Annotated in this window: 20 protein-coding genes; 12 read left to right on the top strand and 8 right to left on the bottom strand. The window is 70.2% G+C overall.

What is annotated here, in order from left to right; genetic code table 11:
* The first annotated feature begins 330 nt into the window (after positions 1-330).
* From ACFY3D_RS10195 to ACFY3D_RS10170, 6 genes are all read left to right on the top strand, one after another.
* Positions 331-1596, top strand: a complete 1266-nt coding sequence (locus ACFY3D_RS10195) for an AI-2E family transporter (protein ID WP_389977287.1) — start codon at positions 331-333, stop codon at positions 1594-1596.
* Between the two features lie 11 nt (positions 1597-1607).
* Positions 1608-2162: a PaaI family thioesterase gene (locus tag ACFY3D_RS10190; protein WP_389977284.1), complete on the top strand. Its 555-nt coding sequence runs from the start codon at positions 1608-1610 to the stop codon at positions 2160-2162.
* Positions 2159-2602, top strand: a complete 444-nt coding sequence (gene dut / locus ACFY3D_RS10185; protein ID WP_350946650.1) for a dUTP diphosphatase — start codon at positions 2159-2161, stop codon at positions 2600-2602. Before ACFY3D_RS10190 ends, dut begins: the two co-directional genes overlap by 4 nt.
* A 120-nt stretch (positions 2603-2722) precedes the next feature.
* Positions 2723-3406, top strand: a complete 684-nt coding sequence (locus tag ACFY3D_RS10180; RefSeq protein ID WP_389977281.1) for a DUF3710 domain-containing protein — start codon at positions 2723-2725, stop codon at positions 3404-3406.
* A 49-nt stretch (positions 3407-3455) separates the two neighbouring features.
* Positions 3456-3848: an OB-fold nucleic acid binding domain-containing protein gene (locus ACFY3D_RS10175; protein ID WP_350946652.1), complete on the top strand. Its 393-nt coding sequence runs from the start codon at positions 3456-3458 to the stop codon at positions 3846-3848.
* Between the two features lie 33 nt (positions 3849-3881).
* Positions 3882-4544 (top strand): DUF3159 domain-containing protein, encoded by a 663-nt coding sequence (locus ACFY3D_RS10170; RefSeq protein ID WP_389977552.1) that lies wholly within the window; start codon positions 3882-3884, stop codon positions 4542-4544.
* A 159-nt stretch (positions 4545-4703) separates the two neighbouring features.
* Here the strand turns inward: ACFY3D_RS10170 and ACFY3D_RS10165 are convergent, their stop codons facing one another.
* A complete protein-coding gene (locus ACFY3D_RS10165) occupies positions 4704-5375 on the bottom strand; it encodes a TrkA family potassium uptake protein (protein ID WP_350946653.1) in 672 nt (223 codons plus the stop codon).
* Positions 5375-6040, bottom strand: coding sequence for a potassium channel family protein (locus ACFY3D_RS10160; protein WP_389977278.1), 666 nt, complete (start codon positions 6038-6040; stop codon positions 5375-5377). The genes ACFY3D_RS10165 and ACFY3D_RS10160 overlap by 1 nt, the downstream gene beginning before the upstream one ends.
* 116 nt (positions 6041-6156) lie before the next feature.
* Between ACFY3D_RS10160 and ACFY3D_RS10155 the strand changes: the two genes are divergently transcribed.
* Both ACFY3D_RS10155 and ACFY3D_RS10150 read left to right on the top strand, forming a co-directional pair.
* Entirely contained in the window at positions 6157-8199 is a 2043-nt protein-coding gene (locus ACFY3D_RS10155; RefSeq protein WP_389977275.1) for an APC family permease, read from the top strand.
* A 67-nt stretch (positions 8200-8266) separates the two neighbouring features.
* Positions 8267-9514: a class I SAM-dependent RNA methyltransferase gene (locus ACFY3D_RS10150; protein ID WP_389977272.1), complete on the top strand. Its 1248-nt coding sequence runs from the start codon at positions 8267-8269 to the stop codon at positions 9512-9514.
* Positions 9515-9892: 378 nt separating this feature from the next.
* On the opposite strand, the gene ACFY3D_RS10145 is transcribed toward ACFY3D_RS10150, so the two are convergent.
* The 3 genes from ACFY3D_RS10145 to ACFY3D_RS10135 form a co-directional block, all read right to left on the bottom strand.
* A complete protein-coding gene (locus tag ACFY3D_RS10145; protein ID WP_389977269.1) occupies positions 9893-13102 on the bottom strand; it encodes an FG-GAP-like repeat-containing protein in 3210 nt (1069 codons plus the stop codon).
* Positions 13103-13894: 792 nt separating this feature from the next.
* Positions 13895-14557, bottom strand: coding sequence for a response regulator (locus ACFY3D_RS10140; protein ID WP_389977266.1), 663 nt, complete (start codon positions 14555-14557; stop codon positions 13895-13897).
* 1 nt (position 14558) lies between these two features.
* Positions 14559-15794 carry a sensor histidine kinase gene (locus tag ACFY3D_RS10135; RefSeq protein WP_389977263.1) on the bottom strand — a complete coding sequence of 412 codons (1236 nt, stop codon included), beginning with the start codon at positions 15792-15794 and terminating at the stop codon, positions 14559-14561.
* Positions 15795-15954: 160 nt separating this feature from the next.
* On the opposite strand from ACFY3D_RS10135, the gene ACFY3D_RS10130 reads away from it, so the two are divergent.
* The 3 genes from ACFY3D_RS10130 to ACFY3D_RS10120 all read left to right on the top strand — a co-directional run bounded on the left by ACFY3D_RS10130 (position 15955) and on the right by ACFY3D_RS10120 (position 19071).
* A complete protein-coding gene (locus ACFY3D_RS10130) occupies positions 15955-16197 on the top strand; it encodes a hypothetical protein (RefSeq protein WP_389977261.1) in 243 nt (80 codons plus the stop codon).
* A 282-nt stretch (positions 16198-16479) separates the two neighbouring features.
* Positions 16480-17517 carry a TerC family protein gene (locus ACFY3D_RS10125; protein ID WP_389977258.1) on the top strand — a complete coding sequence of 346 codons (1038 nt, stop codon included), beginning with the start codon at positions 16480-16482 and terminating at the stop codon, positions 17515-17517.
* 204 nt (positions 17518-17721) lie between these two features.
* A complete protein-coding gene (locus tag ACFY3D_RS10120) occupies positions 17722-19071 on the top strand; it encodes a sensor histidine kinase (RefSeq protein WP_389977549.1) in 1350 nt (449 codons plus the stop codon).
* Positions 19072-19216: 145 nt separating this feature from the next.
* On the opposite strand, the gene ACFY3D_RS10115 is transcribed toward ACFY3D_RS10120, so the two are convergent.
* The 3 genes from ACFY3D_RS10115 to ACFY3D_RS10105 all read right to left on the bottom strand — a co-directional run bounded on the left by ACFY3D_RS10115 (position 19217) and on the right by ACFY3D_RS10105 (position 21404).
* Positions 19217-19441, bottom strand: coding sequence for a hypothetical protein (locus tag ACFY3D_RS10115; RefSeq protein ID WP_389977255.1), 225 nt, complete (start codon positions 19439-19441; stop codon positions 19217-19219).
* Between the two features lie 38 nt (positions 19442-19479).
* On the bottom strand, positions 19480-20277 hold the full coding sequence (locus ACFY3D_RS10110) for a Clp protease N-terminal domain-containing protein (RefSeq protein ID WP_389977252.1): 798 nt from the start codon (positions 20275-20277) through the stop codon (positions 19480-19482).
* Between the two features lie 65 nt (positions 20278-20342).
* On the bottom strand, positions 20343-21404 hold the full coding sequence (locus ACFY3D_RS10105; RefSeq protein WP_389977249.1) for a hypothetical protein: 1062 nt from the start codon (positions 21402-21404) through the stop codon (positions 20343-20345).
* 149 nt (positions 21405-21553) lie between these two features.
* On the opposite strand from ACFY3D_RS10105, the gene ACFY3D_RS10100 reads away from it, so the two are divergent.
* Positions 21554-22477 (top strand): LLM class F420-dependent oxidoreductase, encoded by a 924-nt coding sequence (locus tag ACFY3D_RS10100; protein WP_389977246.1) that lies wholly within the window; start codon positions 21554-21556, stop codon positions 22475-22477.
* The last annotated feature ends 75 nt before the right edge of the window (positions 22478-22552 follow it).

The following is a 22552-nucleotide window of genomic DNA, read 5'->3' as shown; positions in this document are numbered from 1 at the left end:
GGGTGATCTCGCGCCCGCCGGATGAGCGCTGACCCCTGCCGGTGAGCGCTCATCCGGTGAGTGGTGACCGGGGGGCGTCGGCTCGGGATCGGTGAGCATCGGCCCGTGACCAGGGGCGTCGGCTCCCGGTCACGGGCGGAGGCCGATCCCGCCGGGGTGTGTCACCGACCAGGCAGGACGGGTGCCCACCCCGGCGGGCTGGGCACCCGCATGCCCGCCGGGTCGGCGCGGGACGGGCGCCGGCACTCGGCGCACGGACGAACCATCGCGTTTCGTGTTCCTGCGATAACCCCCGCGCATTCACCCTCCCGGCGTGACAGTCTTGAACATGTGATCTCCGACCGGGAACGCCTCACCAACCTGGTGCCTCGCACGCTGCTGCGCATCGCGATGTGGAGCCTCTGCCTGATCATCATCGGCTGGGCGGTCCTCTACTTCGCGCAGTTCATCGCGACGCTGCGCATCGTGGCGCTGCCGGTGGCCGTCGCGCTCCTGCTGACCGCGCTGCTGTTCCCGCTCACCCGGAGGTTCGGCGCGATGGGCATGCGGCCCATCTACGCCACCTGGCTCACGATGATCATCGCGCTCGCCGTGCTCGGCGGCACCGGATGGATCATCGGGGTGCGTGCCAACGACGAGTTCCCCGGTCTCCTCGACCAGTTGCGCGTGACGGTCAAGAGCGTCGAGAACTGGCTCTACACCGGCCCCCTGCACCTGCAGCCGACCCAGATCTCCAGCTGGGTCGACGAGATCGGGCGGCAGATCACCACCCAGCGCAACCAGATCACCCAGACGGTCCTCACCGGCGCCACGGTGGCACTGGAGGTGCTCGCCTCCATCGTGCTGCTGCTGTTCGTGACGTTCTTCCTGCTCAAGGACGGCGACCAGATCTGGTCATGGTTCCTGAAGGGCTTCGGTGACGTCGCGCCCCGCGTCGACAGGGCCGGCCGGGCCGCCTGGGTGACGCTCTCGCACTACGTGCAGGGTACGGTCGCGGTGGCCGCCGTGCACGGTGTGATCATGGGCATCGTGCTCGCGGGGATGGGCGTGCCGCTCTGGGCGCCGCTCGCGGTGCTGATCTTCCTGGCCAGCTTCATCCCCATCGTCGGAATCTTCTTCGCCGGTGCGGTGGCCACCCTGGTCACCCTCGGCGCCAAGGGCCCGATCTACGCTCTGATCTTCCTCGGCATCCTGGTCGTGGAGCAGCAGCTGGAGAACCACGTGCTCCAGCCGCTGATCGTCGGCAGGGTGCTGCACTTCCACCCGCTGGCGATCATTCTGGTGCTCGCGGTGGGCGGCATCCTGGCGGGCATCGCCGGGGCCGCCGTGGCGGTGCCGGTGGCCGCGGTGATCTACCGCGCGCTGCCGGAGCTCCTCGGGGGTGGTTCCCGGCCCGCCCTGCCACCTGCCCCGCCACGTCCCGATCCCGGGGAACCTCACGGTCCCGGCGGTCCCGAGGGCTCCGGCGGTCCCGAGAGTCCCGGTGGTCCCGGTGGTCCCGAGGGTCCCGAGAGGCCGGGCAGCGGTTCCGGCGGGCCGCGGGCCGGTGCGGAGGGAAAGCCGGCGAATGAGGAATCACCGCAGCCCAGGCGGTAACGTTCTGCCCCGTGACCCGTTCCGCCCTGACCACCCCCCCGCCGGACGCGACCCGCCCGGCGCCGAACCCCGGCGCCCCCGCTCCCGGCACCCCGCTCGGTTCCCACTACAGCCGCTGCTTCGGCTGCGGTGCCGACCACCCGAACGGCCTGCGCCTGACCGCTCTCACCCCAGACGGGATCACGGTGGTCGCCGAGTTCACCGTGGAGGAGACCCACCAGGGCGCGCCGGGCCTGGCGCACGGCGGCGTGCTCGCCGCGGCGATGGACGAGGTCATCGGTATGTCCGTGTGGCTCTTCCAGCGCCCCTACGTCACCGCCCGGCTGGAGACCGACTATCTCGCGCCGGTTCCGGTGGGCACCGCCCTGCATTTGCGCGCCTGGTGCAACGGCATGTCCGGCAGGAAGGCGTACCTTGAGGCTGAGGGCCGGATCGGTTCCCCGGACGGTCCGGTCGCCGTGCGGGCCGCGGCCCTCTTCGTCGAGGTGGGCATGGAGCATTTCGCCAAGCACGGTGACATTCAGAAGATCGCCGACGAGCACCACGAGTACGAGGTGAACCCGTGACCCACACCGTCGAGGTGTTGATCCACCGGCTCGATCCCGACCTGCCGCCGCCTTCGTACGCCCATCCGGGCGACGCGGGCGCCGACCTGCACGCCGCAGAGGACGTCGAGCTCCTCCCCGGAGAGCGAGCCGTGGTCGGCACCGGGCTGGCGATCGCCCTGCCAGACGGGTACGCCGCGTTCGTCCACCCGCGTTCGGGCCTGGCCTCCAGGTATGGGGTGACGCTCGTCAACGCGCCCGGCACCGTCGACGCGGGATACCGGGGGGAGATCAAGGTGACACTGATCAACACCGACACCAAGAGCGTCGTACGGCTGCGCAGGGGAGACCGGGTCGCGCAGCTGGTGATCCAGAAGGTGGAGAAGGCGGCGTTCCACGAGGTGGACCGGCTGCCGGGTTCGGTGCGAGGCGCCGGCGGGTTCGGGTCCACCGGCCACTGACAGGAAGTGATCCCGGCGAGGTGGACGGAACGGCCGGCGATCCGAGGGCGGGGCATCCTCCCGGCCCCGGAGAGCGACCGCCGCCGTGCCCGGCGGGTGACGAGTGAATCTTCAAGGAGCGTGAGAGAAGTGTTCGGACGCAGCCGTCGTGAGAAGTCCCCGGCCGCCAAGGCCGCGGTGGAAGAGGTCGAGCGGGTACCGTCGCGGGAGTCGGGGCCGTGGGACGCGGACGAGCCCCACCCCGAGCGCGAACGGGTCGATCTCGGAGGCATGCGCCTGCCGGTGGACGCCGGTTTCGAGGTGCAGCTCAACCTGGCCGGCGACCAGATCGTCGGTGCCGTGGTGCTGTTCGAGGGGAGTGCCCTGCAGGTGCACGCCTTCGCGGCGCCCAAGCGCAGCGGGATCTGGGACGAGGTCAGGGCCGAGCTGGCCGAGGGGGTCAAGGGTGCGGGAGGCACCGCCGAGGAGCGGGAGGGGCCGTTCGGTGTCGAGCTGGCCGCGAGGATCCCCGCGGAGGGCGGCGAGCAGCCGGTCCGCTACATCGGGGTGGACGGGCCGCGCTGGTTCCTGCGCGCGGTGATCAGCGGTAAGGCCGCCGACGACGCCGGGGCCGCCGAGACGCTGGAGGGTGTCGTCAGGGACATGGTCGTGGTACGCGGCGACGAGCCCATGGCTCCCAAGGAGGCGATCGAGCTCCGGCTGCCGCCCGAGGCCAAGCAGGCCGCGGAGCAGCAGGCCGCCGGGGGAGAGGTGCCCGATCTCAAGCCGTTCGAGCGGGGGCCGGAGATCGCCGAGATTCGCTGACGGGCCGGATCGCGTACGCTGGTTCGACTCGGGTGTGAAGGAGAGGTCCGTGGGTTCTCAGGAGCCGCACAAACAGGGCGGTCTGCGGGGATTCTTCCGTCGGTTGACCGCCGGTCAGGACGAACTGGAGGCCGACGAGCTCCAGCAGGACCTCGATCGTCACGGTGCCACGCCCATCGTCTCCTGCGGTATGCGCCGCCGCTCCTGCGTCACCGGCACCCTGCGGACGGTGACGCTGCGTCCTCGCGGAGGCGCTCCGGCACTGGAGGCCGAGCTTTACGATGGTTCCGATGTGATTGACCTGATATGGCTGGGCCGTAGGAAGATCGCCGGTATCGAGCCGGGGCGCCTGGTGCTGGCGGAAGGGCTCGTCAGCGTGCAGGATGGCCGCAAAGTCATGTTCAATCCGAGATACGAGCTGCGCCCAGCGGGCGGTGCGTGAGTGATTGACGATTCCAAGACGGTGAGCGAGAAGATGACCACCACCGGTGAGACCGCCGCGCACGACACGGTCGAGGCCGCGATCCGCAGCCAGCTTGCCAAGGCCTTCGGCGGAGTGCGAGGCGTGATCGAGGCCGCCGTGCCCACCATCGCCTTCACCGTCATGTGGATCATCACCTCGGAGCTGAGGCCGTCCCTGACCGTGAGCATCTCGGCCGCGGTGCTGCTGCTCGTGGTGCGGCTGGTGCAACGCTCGACGCCGCAGTTCGTGATCAACAGCTTGATCGGCATCGGCATCGGCGCCTTCTTCGCCTCCCGTACCGGCCAGGCGGAGGACGTCTTCCTGCCGGGCATCCTCTACAACGCCGGATACTCCGTGGTCATGCTGCTGTCGATCATCACCCGGTGGCCGGTCGTGGGCTTTCTCATCGGATCCGTCACCGGCGACCCGACCGCGTGGCGCGCGGATCCGGCCGTGGTGAAGTTGTGCATCAGGCTCACCTGGCTGCTGATGATCCCATGCGTGATCCGGGTGGCGGTGCAGCTCCCCGTCTATCTGATCGGCAGGGACGACGCGGTCGCCCAGCTGGGCATCCTCAAGATCGCGATGGGCTGGCCGCTCCAGGTCGCGGCGCTCGCGGCCATGGTGTGGCTCCTCGCCCGCGGCAGGACCCCGGTGCGGCCCGCGGCCTCCTGACCGCCGCGCCGGCCTTCGCCTTCGCCTTCGCGAAGAGCTTCTCGGTCCGCCGGGCGGCGACCCGTCCGGCCCTCAGGAGGTCACACACGGCTTCCCGGCGCCGATCCCCCGGCGTGCGGTGCGGGAGGACCGGCTCGCCCGGTGCGCGGGAGCGCGGGTTCAGCGGGGCGTGCGGTGCGGGGACAGGAGTTCGGCCAGCTCCTCCTCGACCTCCTGGCTGGCCACGAACATCAGCTCGTCGCCGGCCTCCAGCGGGTCGTCGGCGGTGGGCACCAGCACCCGGCCCTCGCGCAGGATCGCGACCAGGGCGGTGTCGTTGGGCCACGGAACCGAGCCGGCGCGCTGGCCGACGACCGGCGCGTCCTCGGGCAGGGTGAGCTCGACCAGGTTGGCCTGGCCCTGGCGGAAGGTCATCAGCCGCACCAGGTCGCCGACGCTCACCGCCTCCTCGACCAGCGCGCTCAGCAGGCGCGGGGTCGAGACGGCCACGTCGACGCCCCACGACTCGTTGAACAGCCACTCGTTCTTGGGGTGGTTGATCCTGGCGACCACGCGAGGCACGCCGTACTCCGTCTTGGCGAGCAGGGAAACCACCAGGTTGACCTTGTCGTCACCGCTGGCGGCGATGACCACGTGGCAGTCGGCGAGGCCCGCCTCGTCCAGCGAGGAGATCTCGCAGGCGTCGGCGAGCAGCCACTCCGCCCGCGGCACGGTATCGATCTTGATGGCCTTGGGGTCGATGTCGACGAGCAGGACCTCGTGGCCGTTCTCCAGGAGCTCGGCGGCGATCGACCGGCCGACCGCCCCCGCGCCGGCGATGGTGACGCGCATCAGTGCTCCTTCTCCGGCGCTCCGGACAACACCTTGTTGATGCGGTCCATGTCGGCCTCGACCGCCATGACGTGCAGTATGTCGCCCTCCTGCACCACCGAGTCGTTCCTGGGCAGCAGGGTGTCGCCGATCCGGTTGACGAACGCCAGGCGGGTGCCCGCCGCCGCCTCCAGCTCCCTCGTGAGGGTGCCGATCCAGCCGGGGTGGTAGGCCACCTCCGCCAGCACCACGCGCCCGCTGGGGTCGCGCCAGAGCGGCTCGGCGCCCTCGGGCAGGACACGGCGCAGGATCTGGTCGGCGGTCCAGCGGACCGTGGCCACGGTGGGGATGCCCAGCCGCTGGTAGACCTCGGCGCGCCGGGAGTCGTAGATCCTGGCCACGACGTTGTCCACGCCGAACGTCTCGCGGGCGACCCTGGCGGAGATGATGTTGGAGTTGTCTCCGCTGCTCACCGCCACGTAGGCTGCCGCGGCCTCGATGCCCGCCTCCTCCAGGACGTCCCTGTCGAAGCCGACCCCGGTCACCCGGCGACCCCTGAACCCCGCCCGCAGGCGGCGGAACGCCTGCGGGTCTTGGTCGATGATCGCGACCGAGTGGCCGCTGTCCTCAAGAATGTGCGCCAGGGTCGAACCGACCCGCCCACACCCCATGATCACGATATGCATGCTCCCCCGCCGGTCGCTGTGAGGCGGATCTTGTTCCCGATGTATTCAGCCAGTATGGACCGCCCCGGGAGTGCCGCGTGAGTGGGGCCGAGTAATAACGGCTAGCATCTGCAGACGTGTCGAAGGTGACGGACCTTGTCAAACGCCTTTTCATCGGGCGGGCGCTGCGCAGCACGCAGCTACACGAGCAACTGCTCCCCAAGCGCATCGCGCTACCCGTTTTCGCGAGTGACGCCCTCTCCTCCGTCGCGTACGCCCCGCAGGAGATCCTGGTCATCCTCTCCCTCGCGGGACTCTCCTTCTACCACTTCAGCCCCTGGGTGGCCGTCGCCGTCGTCGTGGTGATGCTCACCGTCGTGGCGTCGTACCGGCAGAACGTGTACGCCTACCCCAGCGGGGGTGGCGACTACGAGGTCGCCACCGTCAACCTCGGCCCGAACGCCGGTCTCACCGTCGCCAGCGCCCTGATGGTCGACTACGTGCTCACCGTCGCGGTCTCGGTCGCCAACGGCGTCGACTACGTGGGCGCCACCATCCCGTACGTCGCCGAGCACAAGACGCTGGTCGCGATCGTCATCGTCGTGCTGCTGACCGTGGTCAACCTGCGCGGTATCCGCGAGTCGGGCGCGGCCTTCGCGATCCCCACCTACACCTTCATGTTCGCGGTCCTCGGCCTGATCGCGTGGGGCGGATTCCGGGTGCTGATCCTCGGTGACGAGCTGCACGCGCCCACCTCCGGGTACGAGATCATCGCCGAGCAGACGAACCTCACCTCCTTCGCGGCCGCCTTCCTGATCCTGCGCGCGTTCTCCTCCGGCTGTGCCGCGCTCACCGGCGTCGAGGCGATCAGTAACGGCGTGCCCGCCTTCCGCAAGCCCAAGAGCAAGAACGCCGCGAGCACCCTGCTGATGATGGGCCTGATCTCGGTGACGATGTTCGTCGGCATCATCACCCTCGCGCTCGCCTCGGGCGTCAAGGTCGCGGACCCCGCCGTCGCCTACCGCGACATCCTCATCGACGGCCGGCCCGCCGGGCCCGGCTACTACCAGCAGCCGATCATCGCCCAGGTGGCGGACGCGGTCTTCGGGAACGGCTCGCTCCCCTTCTTCTTCATAGCCGCCGTCACCGCGCTGATCCTGTTCCTCGCCGCCAACACCGCCTTCAACGGTTTTCCGGTGCTCGGCTCGATCCTGGCCCAGGACCGTTACCTGCCCCGCCAGCTGCACACCAGGGGCGACCGGCTCGCCTTCTCCAACGGCATCGTGATCCTCGCCGCCGGGGCCTGCCTGCTGCTGTGGGGCTTCGACGCCGACGTCAGCCGCCTGCTCAACCTCTACATCGTGGGCGTCTTCGTGTCGTTCACGCTGAGCCAGATCGGCATGGTCAGGCACTGGAGCAGGCATCTGAGAACCGAGACCGACCCCAGGGTCCGCCACCAGATGCACCGCTCGCGGACGATCAACTTCTTCGGCGGCGTCATGACCGGCCTGGTGCTGGTGGTGGTGCTGGTCACCAAGTTCACCCACGGGGCCTGGATCGTCTGCGTGGCCATGCCGGTGCTCTTCCTGATGATGAAGGGCATCCACCGCCACTACGAGAACGTGGCGGCCGAACTCGCCGTCGCCGAGGACTCCCAGGTGGACGAGACGATGCTGCCCGCGCGCAACCACGTCATCGTCCTGGTCTCCAAGATCCACAAGCCGACCCTGCGTGCTCTCGCCTACGCCCGCGCCACCCGTCCCTCCACGCTGGAGGCGATCACCGTGGGCGTGGAGGGGCCGGAGGCCAGGGCGCTGCAGGAGGAGTGGGAGCGGCGCGGCATCCCGGTGCCGCTGAAAATGCTCGACTCGCCCTACCGCGAGATCACCAGGCCGATCCTGGAGTACGTCAAGTCGCTGCGCCGCCGTTCCCCCCGGGACGTGGTGAGCGTCTACATTCCCGAATACGTCGTCGGCCACTGGTGGGAGCACCTCCTGCACAACCAGAGCGCGCTGCGCCTGAAGGGCCGCCTGCTGTTCCAGCCAGGCGTGATGGTGATCAGCGTGCCCTGGCAGCTGCACTCCTCCGACCGGCTCAAGGGCCGCCCCGAGCCCCTCGCGCCGGGCGCCGTACGCCGTCCACCCCAGGAGGCGGCGCGAGACGAGGACGTCAAGGCATAACCTTTCGTAGGTGCTCCTGACGCGAGGAGGCTCGACCGACGACGATTTACTCTTGGGGGCGACGGCCATGGCGATCGAACTGACGGTTGGACCGGTTGCGCACGGTGGCTGGTGCGTCGCCCGCCATGACGGCCGGGTCGTCTTCGTGCGGCACGCGCTGCCCGGCGAGCGCGTCGTCGCCGAGATCACCGAGGAGACCTCCCGGTTCCTGCGGGCCGACGCGGTCGAGATCCTGGAGCCCTCCACCGACAGGGTGACCCCGCCGTGCCCGTTCGCGGGCCCCGGCCGCTGTGGCGGCTGCGACTGGCAGCACGCCTCCCTCGACGCCCAGCGCCGGCTGAAGGCCGATGTGGTGGCCGAGCAGCTCAAGCGGCTGGCCTCGATCGACTGGAAGGGCATCGTCGAGGAGGTCCCCGGAGCCCCCGACGGGCTCGGCTGGCGCACCCGCGTCCAGTTCGCCGTCGAGCGGGACGGGAGCCTGGGCCTGCGCCGCCACCGCTCCCACGACATCGAGCCGGTGGACGCCTGCCTGATCGCCCACCCCGAGGTGGAGAACGTCGGCGCCGAGGTGATGAACTGGCGCAACGCCTCATCGGTGGAGGTCATCGCCTCCAGCGCCGGTGACCAGGCGGTCGTGGTCGCCCCCAAGCCCAGGCGCACGGTGGCGATCCCCGACCTCGACACGAGCGTGGCCGTCTTCGTCGACGAGGGCAAGGGCCGCAGCCGCGTCGTCCACGGCCGCAATCATCTCGTCGAGCGGGTCGCCGGCCGAGACTTCCAGGTCACCGGCAGCGGTTTCTGGCAGGTGCACCCCGGTGCCGCGGCCACCCTCCTCGACGCCGTCATGGAGTTCGCCGCCCCGCGCCCCGGCGAGTGGGCCCTCGACCTCTACTGCGGCGTCGGCCTGTTCGCCGCGGGGCTGGCCGAGGCGGTCGGTCCCGAGGGAGCCGTGTTCGGCGTCGAGTCCGAGTCCGTGGCGGTCCGCGACGCGGAACGCAACCTCCGCGACCTGCCCCAGGCCCGTTTCGCCAGGGGACGCGTGGAGAACGCCCTCGACCGCTTCGGCATCGAGCGCGCGGACCTGGTCGTCGTCGACCCGCCCAGGGCGGGCCTGGGCCGCGACGTCGTCGAGAACGTGACCACCCTCCAGGCGACCCGGATCGTGTACGTCTCCTGCGACCCGGCCACCCTCGCCCGCGACCTGGCCTGGTTCGCCGAGCGAGGCTACCGCCTCGCCGACCTGCGGGCCTTCGACGCCTTCCCGATGACGCATCACGTGGAGTGCGTGGCGCTGCTGGTCAGCGAGACGATCTAGGCTCTGACCTGCGGTGATGCAACATGTCATGTGTCAGCGTGAGCCGGCGTTTTCCGAGATCTTCGCGCATGAGATGCGCACGATCACGGTCGCTGCAAATCCTCGCCTCGACTGGACCGATGCGTACCGAGGGGTAGACCCGTAACCCTCTGATCACATAGGGGCCCAGTACGTCGCGTAGGGGGAGTCGCCCTCGCCGCGCGACCGGGCGAAGGTCCCGCTTCCTCCTCCAGCGGTCAGGGCCCCTCCGCACTGGCCATCGCGACTGCCGGCCGTGCGTTACGGCCGGCAGTCGCAGGGCTTCGCCGGAACGGTTTCCGACGAAGCCCGTGATGCGAGTTCCGGTTCCGCCCTGATCGATCAGGGCGTCTCAGATCATCAGCATCGGTTGGCCACGCAGAGCGGCAGGCCCCCCGGCGGCGGTGGTTGGGGGTCGTTCGGCATGGGGCTGGTCGTGCCGGTCGTGCCGGCGCCGTTGTTGAACCAGGCCTTCACTCCGCCCCGGCTGTCGTGGACGAGGTAGTCGGCCCGGCGGTCACCGTTGATCTCGGCCAGGCCGATGTTCGCGCGGGTCACGCCGACGCCGGAGGCGACCTCGCCGGCCGACAGCCAGGTCGACCCGGATCCGCCCCGGTTGTTGATCCACGCGCGGATCTGGCCGTGGTCGCCGAGGACCAGGTAGTCGTCACGGCGGTCGCCGTTGACGTCGGCGAAGGTCACCGTGGGACCGGTCGCGCCGACGCCGGAGGCGGCCTCGCCCTGACTGACCCAGGAGACGGCATCGCGGGTGCCGGTGTTGCGCCAGATCCGGACCCTGCCCTGGTCGTCGACCACGAGGTAGTCGTCGCGGTTGTCGCCGTCGAGGTCGGCGAACCTGATCTGGTCGCGGGGGGCGGAGCCCGAGGCGAGCCGGCCCTTGCTCGTCCAGGCGACGGCATCACCGGTGCCGCTGTTGAACCAGGCGTCGACCTGGCCCTGGTCGCCGACCACGAGGTAGTCGTCGCGGTTGTCGCCGTTCAGGTCGGCGAAGCGGATGTGGTCGCGCGGACCCGATCCGGACGCGACCACGCCGCGGAAGTTCCAGCCGACGCGATCGGCCTCCCGGACGTTCAGCCAGGCCTCCACCCTGCCGTTGTCCTTCACCAGAAGGTAGTCGTCGCGGCCGTCGCCGTTCAGGTCGGCGAACCTGACCTCCTGGCGGGGCGCGTCGGTGGAGGCGATCTGGCCCTGGTAGTCCCACGGGTCGGCACGGCCCCAGCGTTCGTTCAGCCAGGCCGCGACCTCGCCTGCGGCGTTGACGGTCAGGTAGTCGTCGCGGCCGTTCCCGTCGATGTCCGCTATGACCACATCATCACGGGAGGCGCCCACGCCACCGACGACGGCGCCTTGGTAGATCCACGGCCGGTTACCGCCGACGTTGTTCAGCCAGGCCTTGGTATAGCCCGTGTCGTCGAACACCAGGTAGTCGTCGCGGCCGTCACCGTCGAAGTCGTGGAATCGTACCTGGTCACGGGTGGCGCCGACGCCCGAGGCGATCTCGCCCTGGTACGACCACGCCACGCCGCCGCCGGTGAACTGGTTCAGCCAGGCGCGCACCCGGCCCTGGTCGTCGACCACCAGGTAGTCGTCGCGGCCGTCGACGTCGACGTCGGCGAACCGCACCTGGTCACGCGTCGCGCCGACATCCGTGGCGACCACGCCCTGAGCCACCCAGCTGACGGCGTTTCCGGTGCCGGCGTTGCGCCACATCGAGACCTGGCCCCGGTCGCCGACCGAGAGGTAGTCGTCGCGGCCGTCGCCGTTCACGTCCGCGAATCGCACCTGCTGGCGGGGGGCCGCTCCGGTGGCGATCTCGCCGATGTAGTTCCAGCCGCCGCCCTGACCGGCGCGGTTGTTGAGCCAGGCCTTGACCTGGCCCTGCTCGCCGACCAGGAGGTAGTCGTCGCGGCCGTCGCCGTTCAGGTCGGCGAAGCGGACCTGCGCACGGCTCGCGTCGGGAACCGAGGCGATCTTGCCGACGTAGTTCCAGCCTGCGGGAGCGGGGCCAGTGGGGGGCGGTGGCGGCGGGTTGGCCGGTGCCGGGGTGCACGGCCGGTTGTCGCCGGGGAGCGCGGGCATGATCAGGCCCTCGTTCATCGCGGCCTTGATCGCGTTGTGGTAGGCGTTGGCCATCTTGCGGTAGCCGTCGTTGTTGGGGTGCAGCGAGTCGGTCAGGTCGGCCGTGGTGACCCCGAGAGCTCCGTTGTTGACCAGACGGACGCGTTTGCCCTCGGCGCGGAGGTTGTTGACGATGGTCGGCAGCCTGACGTTGTACCTCGCGATCAGCGTGTTGTCCCACTCGTCCTTCGCCGGCACGAGGCTGGAGACGATGACCGTGGTGAGCGGCGCGATGTCCGTGATCCTGTCGACCAGCCTGCTGAGGCGGATGTGGGCCGTTTCGGGCTCCTCGTCGTTCGCCAGGTCGTTGGTCCCGATGTGCAACACGACGACGTTGGGCCGGTAGCGGCTGATTACGCACTCGGACGCGAGGCTGTCGAGTCGGCTGATCCGCCAGCTGGGATGACCTTCGTGGTCGGTGTCGGGGATGTTGCCGTGCCCGGAGTCCACGGAGCCGACGAAGTCGATTGCGTTCGCGTCGTCCTGCAACAGGTCCCACAGTCGGCCTCGATAACCGACGCCGCCGGGGGTCCCGCCGACGCCGTGGGTGATGGAGTCACCGAGGGGCATCACCCGCAGGAGCCCGGGGGGCGCGCCGCGCCGCAGGGCGGCGCGCTCGATCGCATCCATGTAACGCGGGACGTTGTGTTGAATGGTTCCGCCCACGTTTTCCATGGCCAGGCCGAGGTTGCCCGCCCACCACCAGGACTTTATGTTCCTGCCGGCATCCCGCACATTTCGCGCCATGTTCGAGAACCACTGCGCTCCGGAGGTGTTGAGGGCGGGCGCGAAGTAGCCCTCCCATACAGCCGCGGCCGCGCCGAGGACGAAAGAGGTGATGAGGAGGTTCCACCAGGCGTCCGGATCGGGGTTGTCCTCGAAGGCGATCGTGAGCGCCCCTCTGGCGAAAACCGAAAGGAACGTCGCCATCCCTGAGCATGCCGCGCTGGCGAGAGGCGCCAGCGGACCCGATTCGGGAAGGAAGAACAACGTGCAGGTAATGAGGATGGAGAAGTAAACCGCCACACCGGCGATGGCGATGCCGAGGGCCCCCCACGGGGACACCTCGCTGAGCGCGATGTCACTCTCCAGCGTGAACGCGAGTTTGGAACCCCTCACCGCGATGGTTCCGTCGAAGTCGACCCAGTCGCCCAGTACCGTAACCGGCAAGGACCCCCTGTTGTTCAGCCATTCCTCTTTGATGGCGTCGCTGAGCAGGCCGTCGCGGTCGTTTATTGTGTCGACCCACTCGTAGATCTCGGTACGCTCGGCCCCCTGGGGGAGGTCGAATTCCATCGACACCGTGGTCGCGGCCTTCGCGGTGGGCTGGAAACCCACCTGGAGCAGCAGTGACAGGGTGACCAGCAGGGTCGTCAGGACCCTGCCTCTTCCTCTTGGTCGGGTGAACATCCTGCCGCGGGATGCGGGCACGGTCCCTCCACCTGTTCATCCGCCGACGGCTCGCCGAGCGGGTGGGGTGATCAAAGATGCTTGCCGGGATAGTGGGCGGTCAGGGCCCGCGCCTGGCGCAGGGCGTGTGAGGCTCCGCTTCCGGTCACGTTGGTCGCGGGTGCGGGACGAGGCGCATCGACGACCGCGGCCCCGTCGGCGGTGGACGGGCGGAGGCGACCTCCTTCCGTAGCCTCTCCATTTCTCTTGAACCCACAAACAACCGTGACAAAAATGCCATCTGATGTACACCGGGTGAACAATTTATTTTTTAGGGAGTGACAAAGAGCACCAATGGCTGTGATCTCGCGCTGAGTCGCTAATCAATCGCACTTGGTGATCATGTTTCCGGCGTGTTGAAAGAGTGTGTCCGGACCGTGTCGGTCGCCAGATGAAATGAATAACGAGATGGCGTGGAAATTCATGTCACGCGGTGAACGAGCCGCGCGTCCTTTAGGCGTGGCGACCATTGAACCGACGTCCCGTTATGCAATCCGTTCTCATCGCATGCGGGACATCGGAACCGGCTTTTCGGTGACTCGCCGGAGCCGTGCAGGTCGACCGGCCTTCGGTGCGGGCATTGTGTTCGTGCGAGGGCGAACTGTTAGACGGAGAATCGGCCCAGGCGAACGAACACGGCCGAGGCGGGGTTTCGCCCTTCGGGTGAGCCGGGGCGATGTGAATTCGATGTGGTCCCGATGATGCGGCGCCACCACGTGGAGTGTGTGGCGCTGCTGGTCGGCGAGTCGATCCAGGCTCTGACCGGCGGCGGTCTCACGGGTGTTCCGACGCGCCCGCGTCGTGGACCAGCAGGGCGATCTGGACCCGGTTGTTGAGATCCAGCCGGGTCAGGATCCGCGACACGTGCGTCTTCACCGTCGGCAGCGCCAGATGCAGCTCCCGCGCGATCTCGGCGTTGGAGCGGCCGCGTCCGACCGCGAGGGCCACCTGTCGCTCCCGTTCGGCCAGCAGCGCCAGCCGGGCACGGGCGGTGGCGGCCCGGTCGCCCTGCCCCGAGCCGTCCGCCACCTGCTCGATGAGCCGGCGGGTGACGGCGGGGGAGAGCACCGGATCTCCGGCGGACACCGTCCGGATGGCCGTCACGATGTCCTGCGGCGGGGTGTCCTTGAGGAGGAACCCGGCCGCGCCGGCGCGCAGCGCCCGCAGCACGTGCGCGTCGGTGTGGAAGGTGGTCAGGACCAGCACCTCCGGGGCGCCGGGCCCGGCCCGGAGCCTCTCGGTGGCGGCCAGCCCGTCGACGCCCGGCATCCGGATGTCCATCAGCACCAGGTCGGGACCGTGCGCGGCGACCAGGGCGGGCACCTCGGACCCGTCGGCGGCCTCCGCGACGATCTCGATGTCCGGGGCGCCGCCCAGCATCAGGCGCAGCCCGGCCCGTACGATCGCGTCGTCGTCGACGAGCAGGACGCGGATCACCTCATTCCCCCTTCCCGCCCGCGGAACTCCGGTACGCGGGGGACGCGATGCCCGTCGTGGACCAGGGCAGCCAGGCATGGACCAGGAACCCGCCGTCGGCGGGACCGGCGGTCAGCTCGCCGCCCGCCAGCCTGGCCCGTTCGGCGAGCCCGATCAACCCCTGCCCGCCCCCGTTGCTCCTCTTCCCGCCCGCGCTCCCGTCCCCGCCCTCACCCAGGCCACGGACCGAAGCCGATCCCGGTGGCGGTGCGTTGCGGACCTCCACCGTGAGCCGGCCGTCAGGGGACCCGCTCACCGCCACCGCCACCGCCGCGCCGGGCGCGTGCTTGCGCGCGTTGGTCAGCGCCTCCTGCACGATCCGGTACGCCGTGCGCCCCACCACGGGCGGCGGTATCCGCCCGTCCGGCGGCCCGGTCAGCTCGATCCGGCCGCCCGTCGCCCGTGCCTCCGCCACCAGCCGGGCCAGGTCCGCGAGTTCCGGCTGCGGTCGCTCGCCCTCGTCCGGCCCGGCCCGCAGTATCCCGATCACCTCGCGCAGGTCGCGCAGGGCGAGGTGGGCGCTCTCCCGGATCACCCCGGCGGCCCGCGCGATCTCCTCCCGGGGCGCGCCCGGGTTGAACTCCAGCGCTCCGGCGTGCACGCTCAGCAGTGACAGCCGATGGCCGAGCACGTCGTGCATCTCGCGGGCGATCTCCTCCCGCGTCTCCCGCCGTGCCCATTCGGCCCGCAACTCCGCGTCCGCCTCGGCCAGCTCCGCGCGCTCTCGCAGCGAGGCGATCAGCTGCTGCCGGGAGCGCCGGAACAGTCCCCACCCGATCGCCCCGGCGATCAGCGCGAAGTACGTCAGCGCCGATCCCGTACGTTCCCCGGACAGCTCCGCCACCTGCCACAGGAAGACGGGCAACGGTGCGAAGGCCAGCGCCGCCACCCACGCGGTGACCCGCCACGGACGGGTCGCGGCCACCGTGAACACCGCCACCATCGCCGGACCGGTCAGGTAGTGCGCCCAGGTGCCCGCCACCAGCAGCACCACCGCGAGCGGTACCGGCCATCTCCGCCGCAACAGCGTCGCGGCGCACCCCAGCCCTCCGACCACCTGGTCGACGTCCCGCCACACGGGGTCGAGGGTCTCGGGGACCGGTATGGACTGCGAGCTGACGGCGGCGAAACAGGCGGCGAAGAGGAACAGCGCCACGTCGGTGACCCAGTCGCGGCGGGTGCGGTGGATGCGGCGCATACTCCAGGAATTTACGCGGCCTTCGCCCGCGCCCTCGCGTTCGCGCCGCGACCGGATACTTAAGTACGACCGCAGGGCCCGCCGACGGCCATCCTTGGTCACCGCCCGGCCATCCTCGGCCCGATCCCGAGCCGGGCACCGCGCGCCTACCGTCGGGGTCATGACCTCCACCACCCCGCCGAAGTCCCCCCTGGCGGCACTGTCCGGCCTGATCTGCTTCGTCCTCGTCGTCGGCGGCGCGAGCGGCCTTCTGCACGAGTGGTTCGGCTGGATTCATCTCATGGGATTCGTTCGGTTCCTCGCCCCCGGCGGTTACGAGATCTACAGCTACGTCATCATGATCGTCCTCGGCTTCGCGGTGGGCGCGGCCGGTGACGCGGTCACCCGGCGGGGCCGCGGATGACCGCGCGGAGCGGGGAAACGACGGCCCCCGGCCCTCCGAGGCGGCTCGTCGCGCCCTCGGCGGGTGGGGTTTCCTGCCGGCCCGAAAATCCGGGTGGCTCAGAGGTCGCGCAAACCCCGGGTAGAGCACCGCTCGAGAAACGGTCTAACCTAGGACGACGAGGGGAGTACTTCCCAAGAGCCGACCCGGTCAATACGGACGTTTCATAACGGCCCCGGGCGGCCGCCTGCGAAAACAGGCGAAGGAGACCTCGAACAGCCGAGCGCGCGTTCGAGGAGGGTCATGTCCGCTGAGACAGTCCTGTCGGTAGCCAGTCTTGAAACCATCGGTTCGCCGCAGCTGTGGGCGATCACCGTAGCCGCCCTGATATTGCTGCTGGCCGTGGACTTCATGATCACCCGACGCCCGCACGAGGTGCGGATGCGCGAGGCGGTGGGCTGGTCGGTCTTCTACCTGGTGCTGCCTCTGATCTTCGGCTTCTACGTGTGGGGGGCCTTCGGGTCCGGGGTGGCGGTGGAGTTCTTCACCGGATACGTGGTGGAGAAGTCGCTGTCGGTGGACAACCTGTTCGTGTTCATGCTGCTGCTGTCCGCCTTCGCGGTCCCGCCCGCGCTGGCCCAGCGAGTCCTGCTGTACGGCATCGTCGGGGCGCTGGTGCTGCGCGCGATCTTCATCGCGCTGGGGGCGGCCGTCCTGCAGAGCGGCACGTGGGCGTTCCTGCTCTTCGGCGGGATCCTGCTCTTCACCGCATGGAAGATCTTCAAGGACGCGCTGAGCGGGGAGGAGCACAAGGTCGACGTCTCCTCCATGCGCTCGGTGCGGCTGCTGCGGCGCTTCATGCCGGTCACCAACGACTACCACGGCTCCCGCCTGGTTGTTCGCCAGGACGGTCGCCGGGCCCTGACTCCGCTGGCGTTGGCCATCGTGGCCGTCTTCGCCACCGACATCGTCTTCGCCGTCGACTCGGTGCCCGCCGTGTACGGCGTGACCGAGGACCCGTTCATCGTCTTCGCCACCAACGCCTTCGCCCTGATGGGCCTGCGGGCGCTCTACTTCGTGCTCCAGGGCGTCCTGGCGAAGCTGCGGCACCTGAACCACGGGCTCAGCATCATCCTGGCCTTCATCGGGATCAAGCTCGTCCTGCACTGGGCGCACGGTGTCTGGTCGTGGGTCCCGGAGATTCCCACCCCGCTCTCGCTGGGGGTCATCATCGGGGTCCTGGCCATCGTCACGATCACGAGCATGTACGCCAACCGCCGCGACCCGAAGCCCGTCCCCTCACCTGCCGAACGAGAACCCCAGCCGGGGCCGAAACCCTAGGCGTACCACCCGGTCCGTCTCCACGACGGCCACGCTCGAACCTCGGTTCGAGCGTGGCCGTCGTGGGTTTTTCGGGGACGGCGACCGTGTCTTCCCGTCCGCTCCGTTCTCTTGATTCACAGTTTGCGCCTCCTTGCCCGGTGGTCGCCGTTTCCTCGCGCGGCACGCGTTTAGCGTGATCGTCAGGGATGGAGGACGGTGAACATGCGGCGCGACTGGTCCGTGCGGGCCCGGATGACGGTGCTGGCCGCTGTCGTGATGGCACTGATGTGCGCGACCTTCTGCGCGTTGATCCTGGTGGGCGCCCACCAGGACGCGACGGAGGACCGTGCCGACCGAATCCTTCGGGTGAAGCTGCGCGTGCTTCCTCTCCTCCTGCGCGACCGGCTGCCCCCGGTGCTCCCCGACCTGGGCATCGTGGCCCTCCAGGTCGTGGGCCCGACTGGCCGGGTCGTGGCGGCGAACTCCCGGATGACCGGCAGGCCGCGGATGACCTCCTTCGTCCCCACGGAGGAGTTCTCGCCGAAGGGCGGGGTCGTCTGCGGCACGCCGAACCCCGACGCGTGCGTGATCGTCGTGGGCCTGCGGGTCCGCGCGCACGGAGGCCACTGGATCATCTACGGCGCCGAGCCCGTCGTCCCGCCGTACGTTCACCATTTCCTGCTGGCCGCGCTGCTGGGCGGATCCACGCTGCTGGTCGGAGTCACGGCGGTCGGCACCTACCGCACGGTCGGCAAGACCCTCGTCCCCATCGAGGCGATGCGCACCGAGCTGGCCGAGATCACCTCGACCGACCTGGGCCGCCGAGTGCCGGTGCCCGAGCACCACGACGAGATCCGGCAGCTGGCCGAGATCGTGAACCAGACCCTGGATCGGCTGGAGGCGGCGCTTCAGCGGGAACGGCGTTTCGCCTACGACGCCTCCCACGATCTGCGCAGTCCCATCACCGCGATGCGCGCCCAGGTGGAGGAGGCGCTGCTGCATCCGGAGGAGGCCGACTGGCCCGCCACGGCGGACGCCCTCCTGGACAGCCTTCACCGGCTGCAGGCGATCGTCACCAACCTGCTCGAACTCGCCCGGGTCGACGCCGGCGGCGTCGACTTGGGGGAACGGGTGGACCTGAGTGAACTGGCCGATTCCGAACTCGCTCGCCGTGTCCGCCGGGCGAGGGTCGTGACCGACCCCCAACCGGACGTGGTGGTCACCGCGGACCGGCTCCAGCTCGCCCGGCTGATCGCCAACCTCCTGGACAACGCCGAGCGGCACGCCACCTCCACGGTCACGGTCTCGGTCCGCCGGGAGGGGGACGACGCCGTGCTGGAGGTCGGCGACGACGGGCCCGGGATCTCTCCCGACCAGCGGGAGTACGTGTTCCAGCGCTTCGCGCGGCTGGAGGCCGCCCGCAGCAAGGACCAGGGGGGCACCGGACTCGGCCTCGCGATCGCCAGAGGGATCGCCGAGCGCCACGGCGGGACGCTGACCATCGAGGACTCCGAACGCGGCGCGCGCTTCGTGGCCAGGATCCCCATCCGTGACCCCGAGGAGAGCGGGTAGCGGTCCCGGGGCACCGGTGATCCTTCGCCGCGCTCCGGGCAACGGCCCTTCGACGGTGTCACTCCGTTGGCTCGTGGGAGGACGGGTGTGGAGTCGCGAGCATCCCGCCAGGTGTGAGCAGGTGTGAGCGATGCCGGTCGGCCGGTCATCGAAGGGATCTTCGGTGCCGTGCCCTCTCCGCGTACGGGAGGCGCACGAGCATACCCGCGATCATGCCCGCCGGCACCCCGGCGAGCACGCCGGAACCCATCCCCACGAGCACGCCGACGACCACCCCCGTGACCAGCCGTGCGATCACGCCCGCGGCCAGGTAGAGGACCGGGTGCACGGCACGGGGGGTGGCCGCGGACGGAGACACGGACGGAGACACGGACGGAGACACGGTCGCGTGAGTGGGCGTGTCCACGACTACGCCTCGTCCGCCGGGCCGAGGCGCTCCTCCAGTCGTTCGAGCCTGAGCAGGACGGGGCGCAGCTCCTCGCGTACGGCCGCCGACAGGGCGCTCGCCGCGTCGGCGGGCAGGACCGGGGGAGTGACCGGGGGAGCGGTGGTGGCCCGGGTCTGCGCTCTCAGGTGGACGTATCCGGCGAGTGCGGCCGAGACCGCGTGGCGGGTCAGCCGGTGCTCGGCGCCCAGTTCCCGCAGGATGCGCCCGGCCGCACCGTCCGGTTCCGCGACCAGCCCGAGGAGCAGGTGCTCGCAGCCGACGTAGTTGTGGCCGAGCGAGGTGGCCTCGGTGACGGTCATCTCCAGGGCCGCCGCCGCGGGCCCGCCGAAGGTGAGGGTCTCGGAGGAGCCGGAGGAGGTGGTCTCGGCGACAGGGGCCGGGGCGTCGAGGCCGAGCCGGTCCAGGCGCCGCCGCACCTCCTCGGGGTCGATCTCCAGGGCACCGAGAACCTGGAGCGCTAGATTGCCTCCTTCGGCGAGCATGCCGCCCAGCAGGTGCTCGGTGCCGACCTCCGTCGCGCCCAGTGCCCTCGCCTGCTCCACCGAGAGCTTCACCACCTCCCGGGCCCGCGGGGTGAAGTGGGTGAGGCGCGCCGTCAGGTCGTCGAGGCCGGAGGCGCCGAGCGCCGTCTCGCGGATGGCGGTCACCCGCCGTACCGCCTGTTCCAGAGCCCGCTGGCAGACGGCGGAGACCGGCACCCCCGCCTTCTTCACCGCCTCGGCCAGCTCGTCCGGCAGGTAGACATTGATCTTCGGCATCAGGTCGCCCCTTTGGGGGTAGAGAAGGGTTATAACCCATTCATAACCCCAAAGGAGGCGCCTGTCTAGCGCGTCGCGCCGATGAGGAACCTGGCGATGCCGGGGGAGAGGGCCGCGCCCCTGGCGGAGAGCCACGCCAGATGGTTGCGGCTGCTGAAGGCGGCGAGCCTGCGGGCCTCCAGCCGGGTGAGGTCGCCGGACCTGGCGAGCACGGGCGTGAGGGCGATCCGACGCCAGGCGGTGCTCTCGCCCAGGGAACGGGCTATCTGCGGATGCGCGGCACGGACGGCCGAGGCGATCGGGCGCAGACGGCTCTCGGTGACCGGGGCGGTGCCGAGGGGTGCCAGGAGGTTGACGGCGGCGATCTCGGCGCCCGCCGACCGGGTGGCCCGGAGCATCTCCTGGTCGCCCGGAGACAGGCCCGCTCTCGTGATCGGGAGGGTGAAGCTCACGGTGAGGGAACGGCCCTCGCGGGCGGCCTCGCGCTGCAGAGCCGCGATCGCCCTGGCCCGCCGCAGCACGACGGCGTCATCCCCGGGGGCGGAGACCTCGAAGTCGATGTAGGTGGCACCGAAGACGCCGATCGCCCGGCGGTAGGCGGCGGTGAGCCTGGCCGGATCGGAGCAGGCCGCGGCGAGCTCGCGCCCCTCGGGGCCGCCGAAGGCGATTCCCGCATTCCCGCCCGCGGCGCGCAGCGGGGCGAGCCGATCGGCGAGCGGGTCGCCGACCCGCGCCCCGAGCCCTCCCCACCTGGGTACGCAGCCTTTCTGTCCGGCGGTGAGGTGGCCCAGCGTGAACCAGCGCACGTGGCCCCTCCGCACCTCCCTCGACAGGTTGAAACGCGGCCCGCGGGCCGCGTCCACGAAGGCCACGAAGCCCGACGGGCGGACGACGGCAGGTGTGGGCGACGGCGTGGCCGTCGGCCGCGAGACCGGCCCCGAGGACGTCGCACTCGGCCCGGCCTGCCCGGCGACGGCCCACTCGCCGTGCGCCCTGGAGGGCAGCAGCCAGACCGCGGCCCCGGTGCCCGCGGCGAGCGCGATCGAGGCGAGCACCACGAGGGGCCGGGGTGGAGTGCCGGGCTCGCGGGTCCTGCGGGTGCCGGGGCGTTCGGTCGCCACAGACATGTGATCCCCTCCTCGACGGCCAGGGGGACGATCACTGTGAGTCGTCGGCCCGCTACCCGTTGCGTCAGAGGCCAGAACGTTAGCAAGCGTTCCCGCCACGGCGCGGGCTTTCAACGGATGCCGTCCGGAGTGCCCGGATAATGGCTCTCATGAAGTTGAGGATCTTCACTGAACCGCAGCAGGGTGCCACCTACGACGAGTTGCTGGCGGTAGCGCTGGCCGCGGAGCGGCTGGGGTTCGACGCCTTCTTCCGCTCCGACCACTACATGCGAATCGGCCCCGGCGAGGCGGGGGCCGGCTCCACCGACGCCTGGACGACCCTGGCGGGCCTGGCCAGGGACACCTCCACGATCCGTCTCGGCACCATGGTCACGCCGGTCACCTTCCGGCTGCCGGGCCCGCTCGCGATCAGTGTGGCTCAGGTCGACCAGATGAGCCGCGGGCGGGTCGAGCTGGGCCTGGGCACTGGCTGGTACGACGCCGAGCACATCGCGTACGGCATCCCGTTCCCGCCGGTCGGCGAGCGGTTCGGGCGGTTCGAGGAGCAGCTGGAGATACTGGTCGGGCTCTGGACCACGCCGGTGGGCGAGACCTTCTCCTTCGAGGGCGCCCACTACAGGCTGGCCGACTCGCCCGCGCTGCCCAAGCCCGCGCAGAGCCCGAAGCCGCCGATCATCATCGGCGGCACCGGCGCCAGGCGCACCCCACGTCTGGTCGCCCGGTTCGCCGACGAGTACAACGTGCCGTTCCGCACTCCCGAGGACACCTCGGAGGCCTTCGACCGGGTCAGGAAGGCGTGTGAGGTGGAGGGCAGGGAGCCGGTGCTCCTGTCCGTGGCGCAGACCGTCTGCGTCGGCTCCGACGACGCGGAGATCGAACGGCGGGCCGCGGCGACCGGGCAGGACCTCGCCGCGCTGCGGGCGGCGGGCCTGGCGGGCACCCCCGCCGAGGTCATCGAGAAGATCGGCCGGTTCGCCGAGCTGGGCGCCGAGCGGATCTACCTGCAGGTGCTGGACCTGGACGATCTCGATCACCTTGAACTCATCGCGGACGAGATCCTGTTCCGCGTGTAGGTCACCGGCCTTCGCGTCGTCCACATCCACGTCGCCGCCCGTGGACGGGGTTCCCCTTTCCCGTTCCTTCCTGTC

The sequence above is a fragment of the Streptosporangium sp. NPDC000509 genome (assembly GCF_042898365.1).
GTDB lineage: Bacteria > Actinomycetota > Actinomycetes > Streptosporangiales > Streptosporangiaceae > Streptosporangium.
The sequence above is the reverse complement of the archived record's forward strand: the minus strand, read 5'-3'. Positions and strand labels throughout refer to the sequence as shown.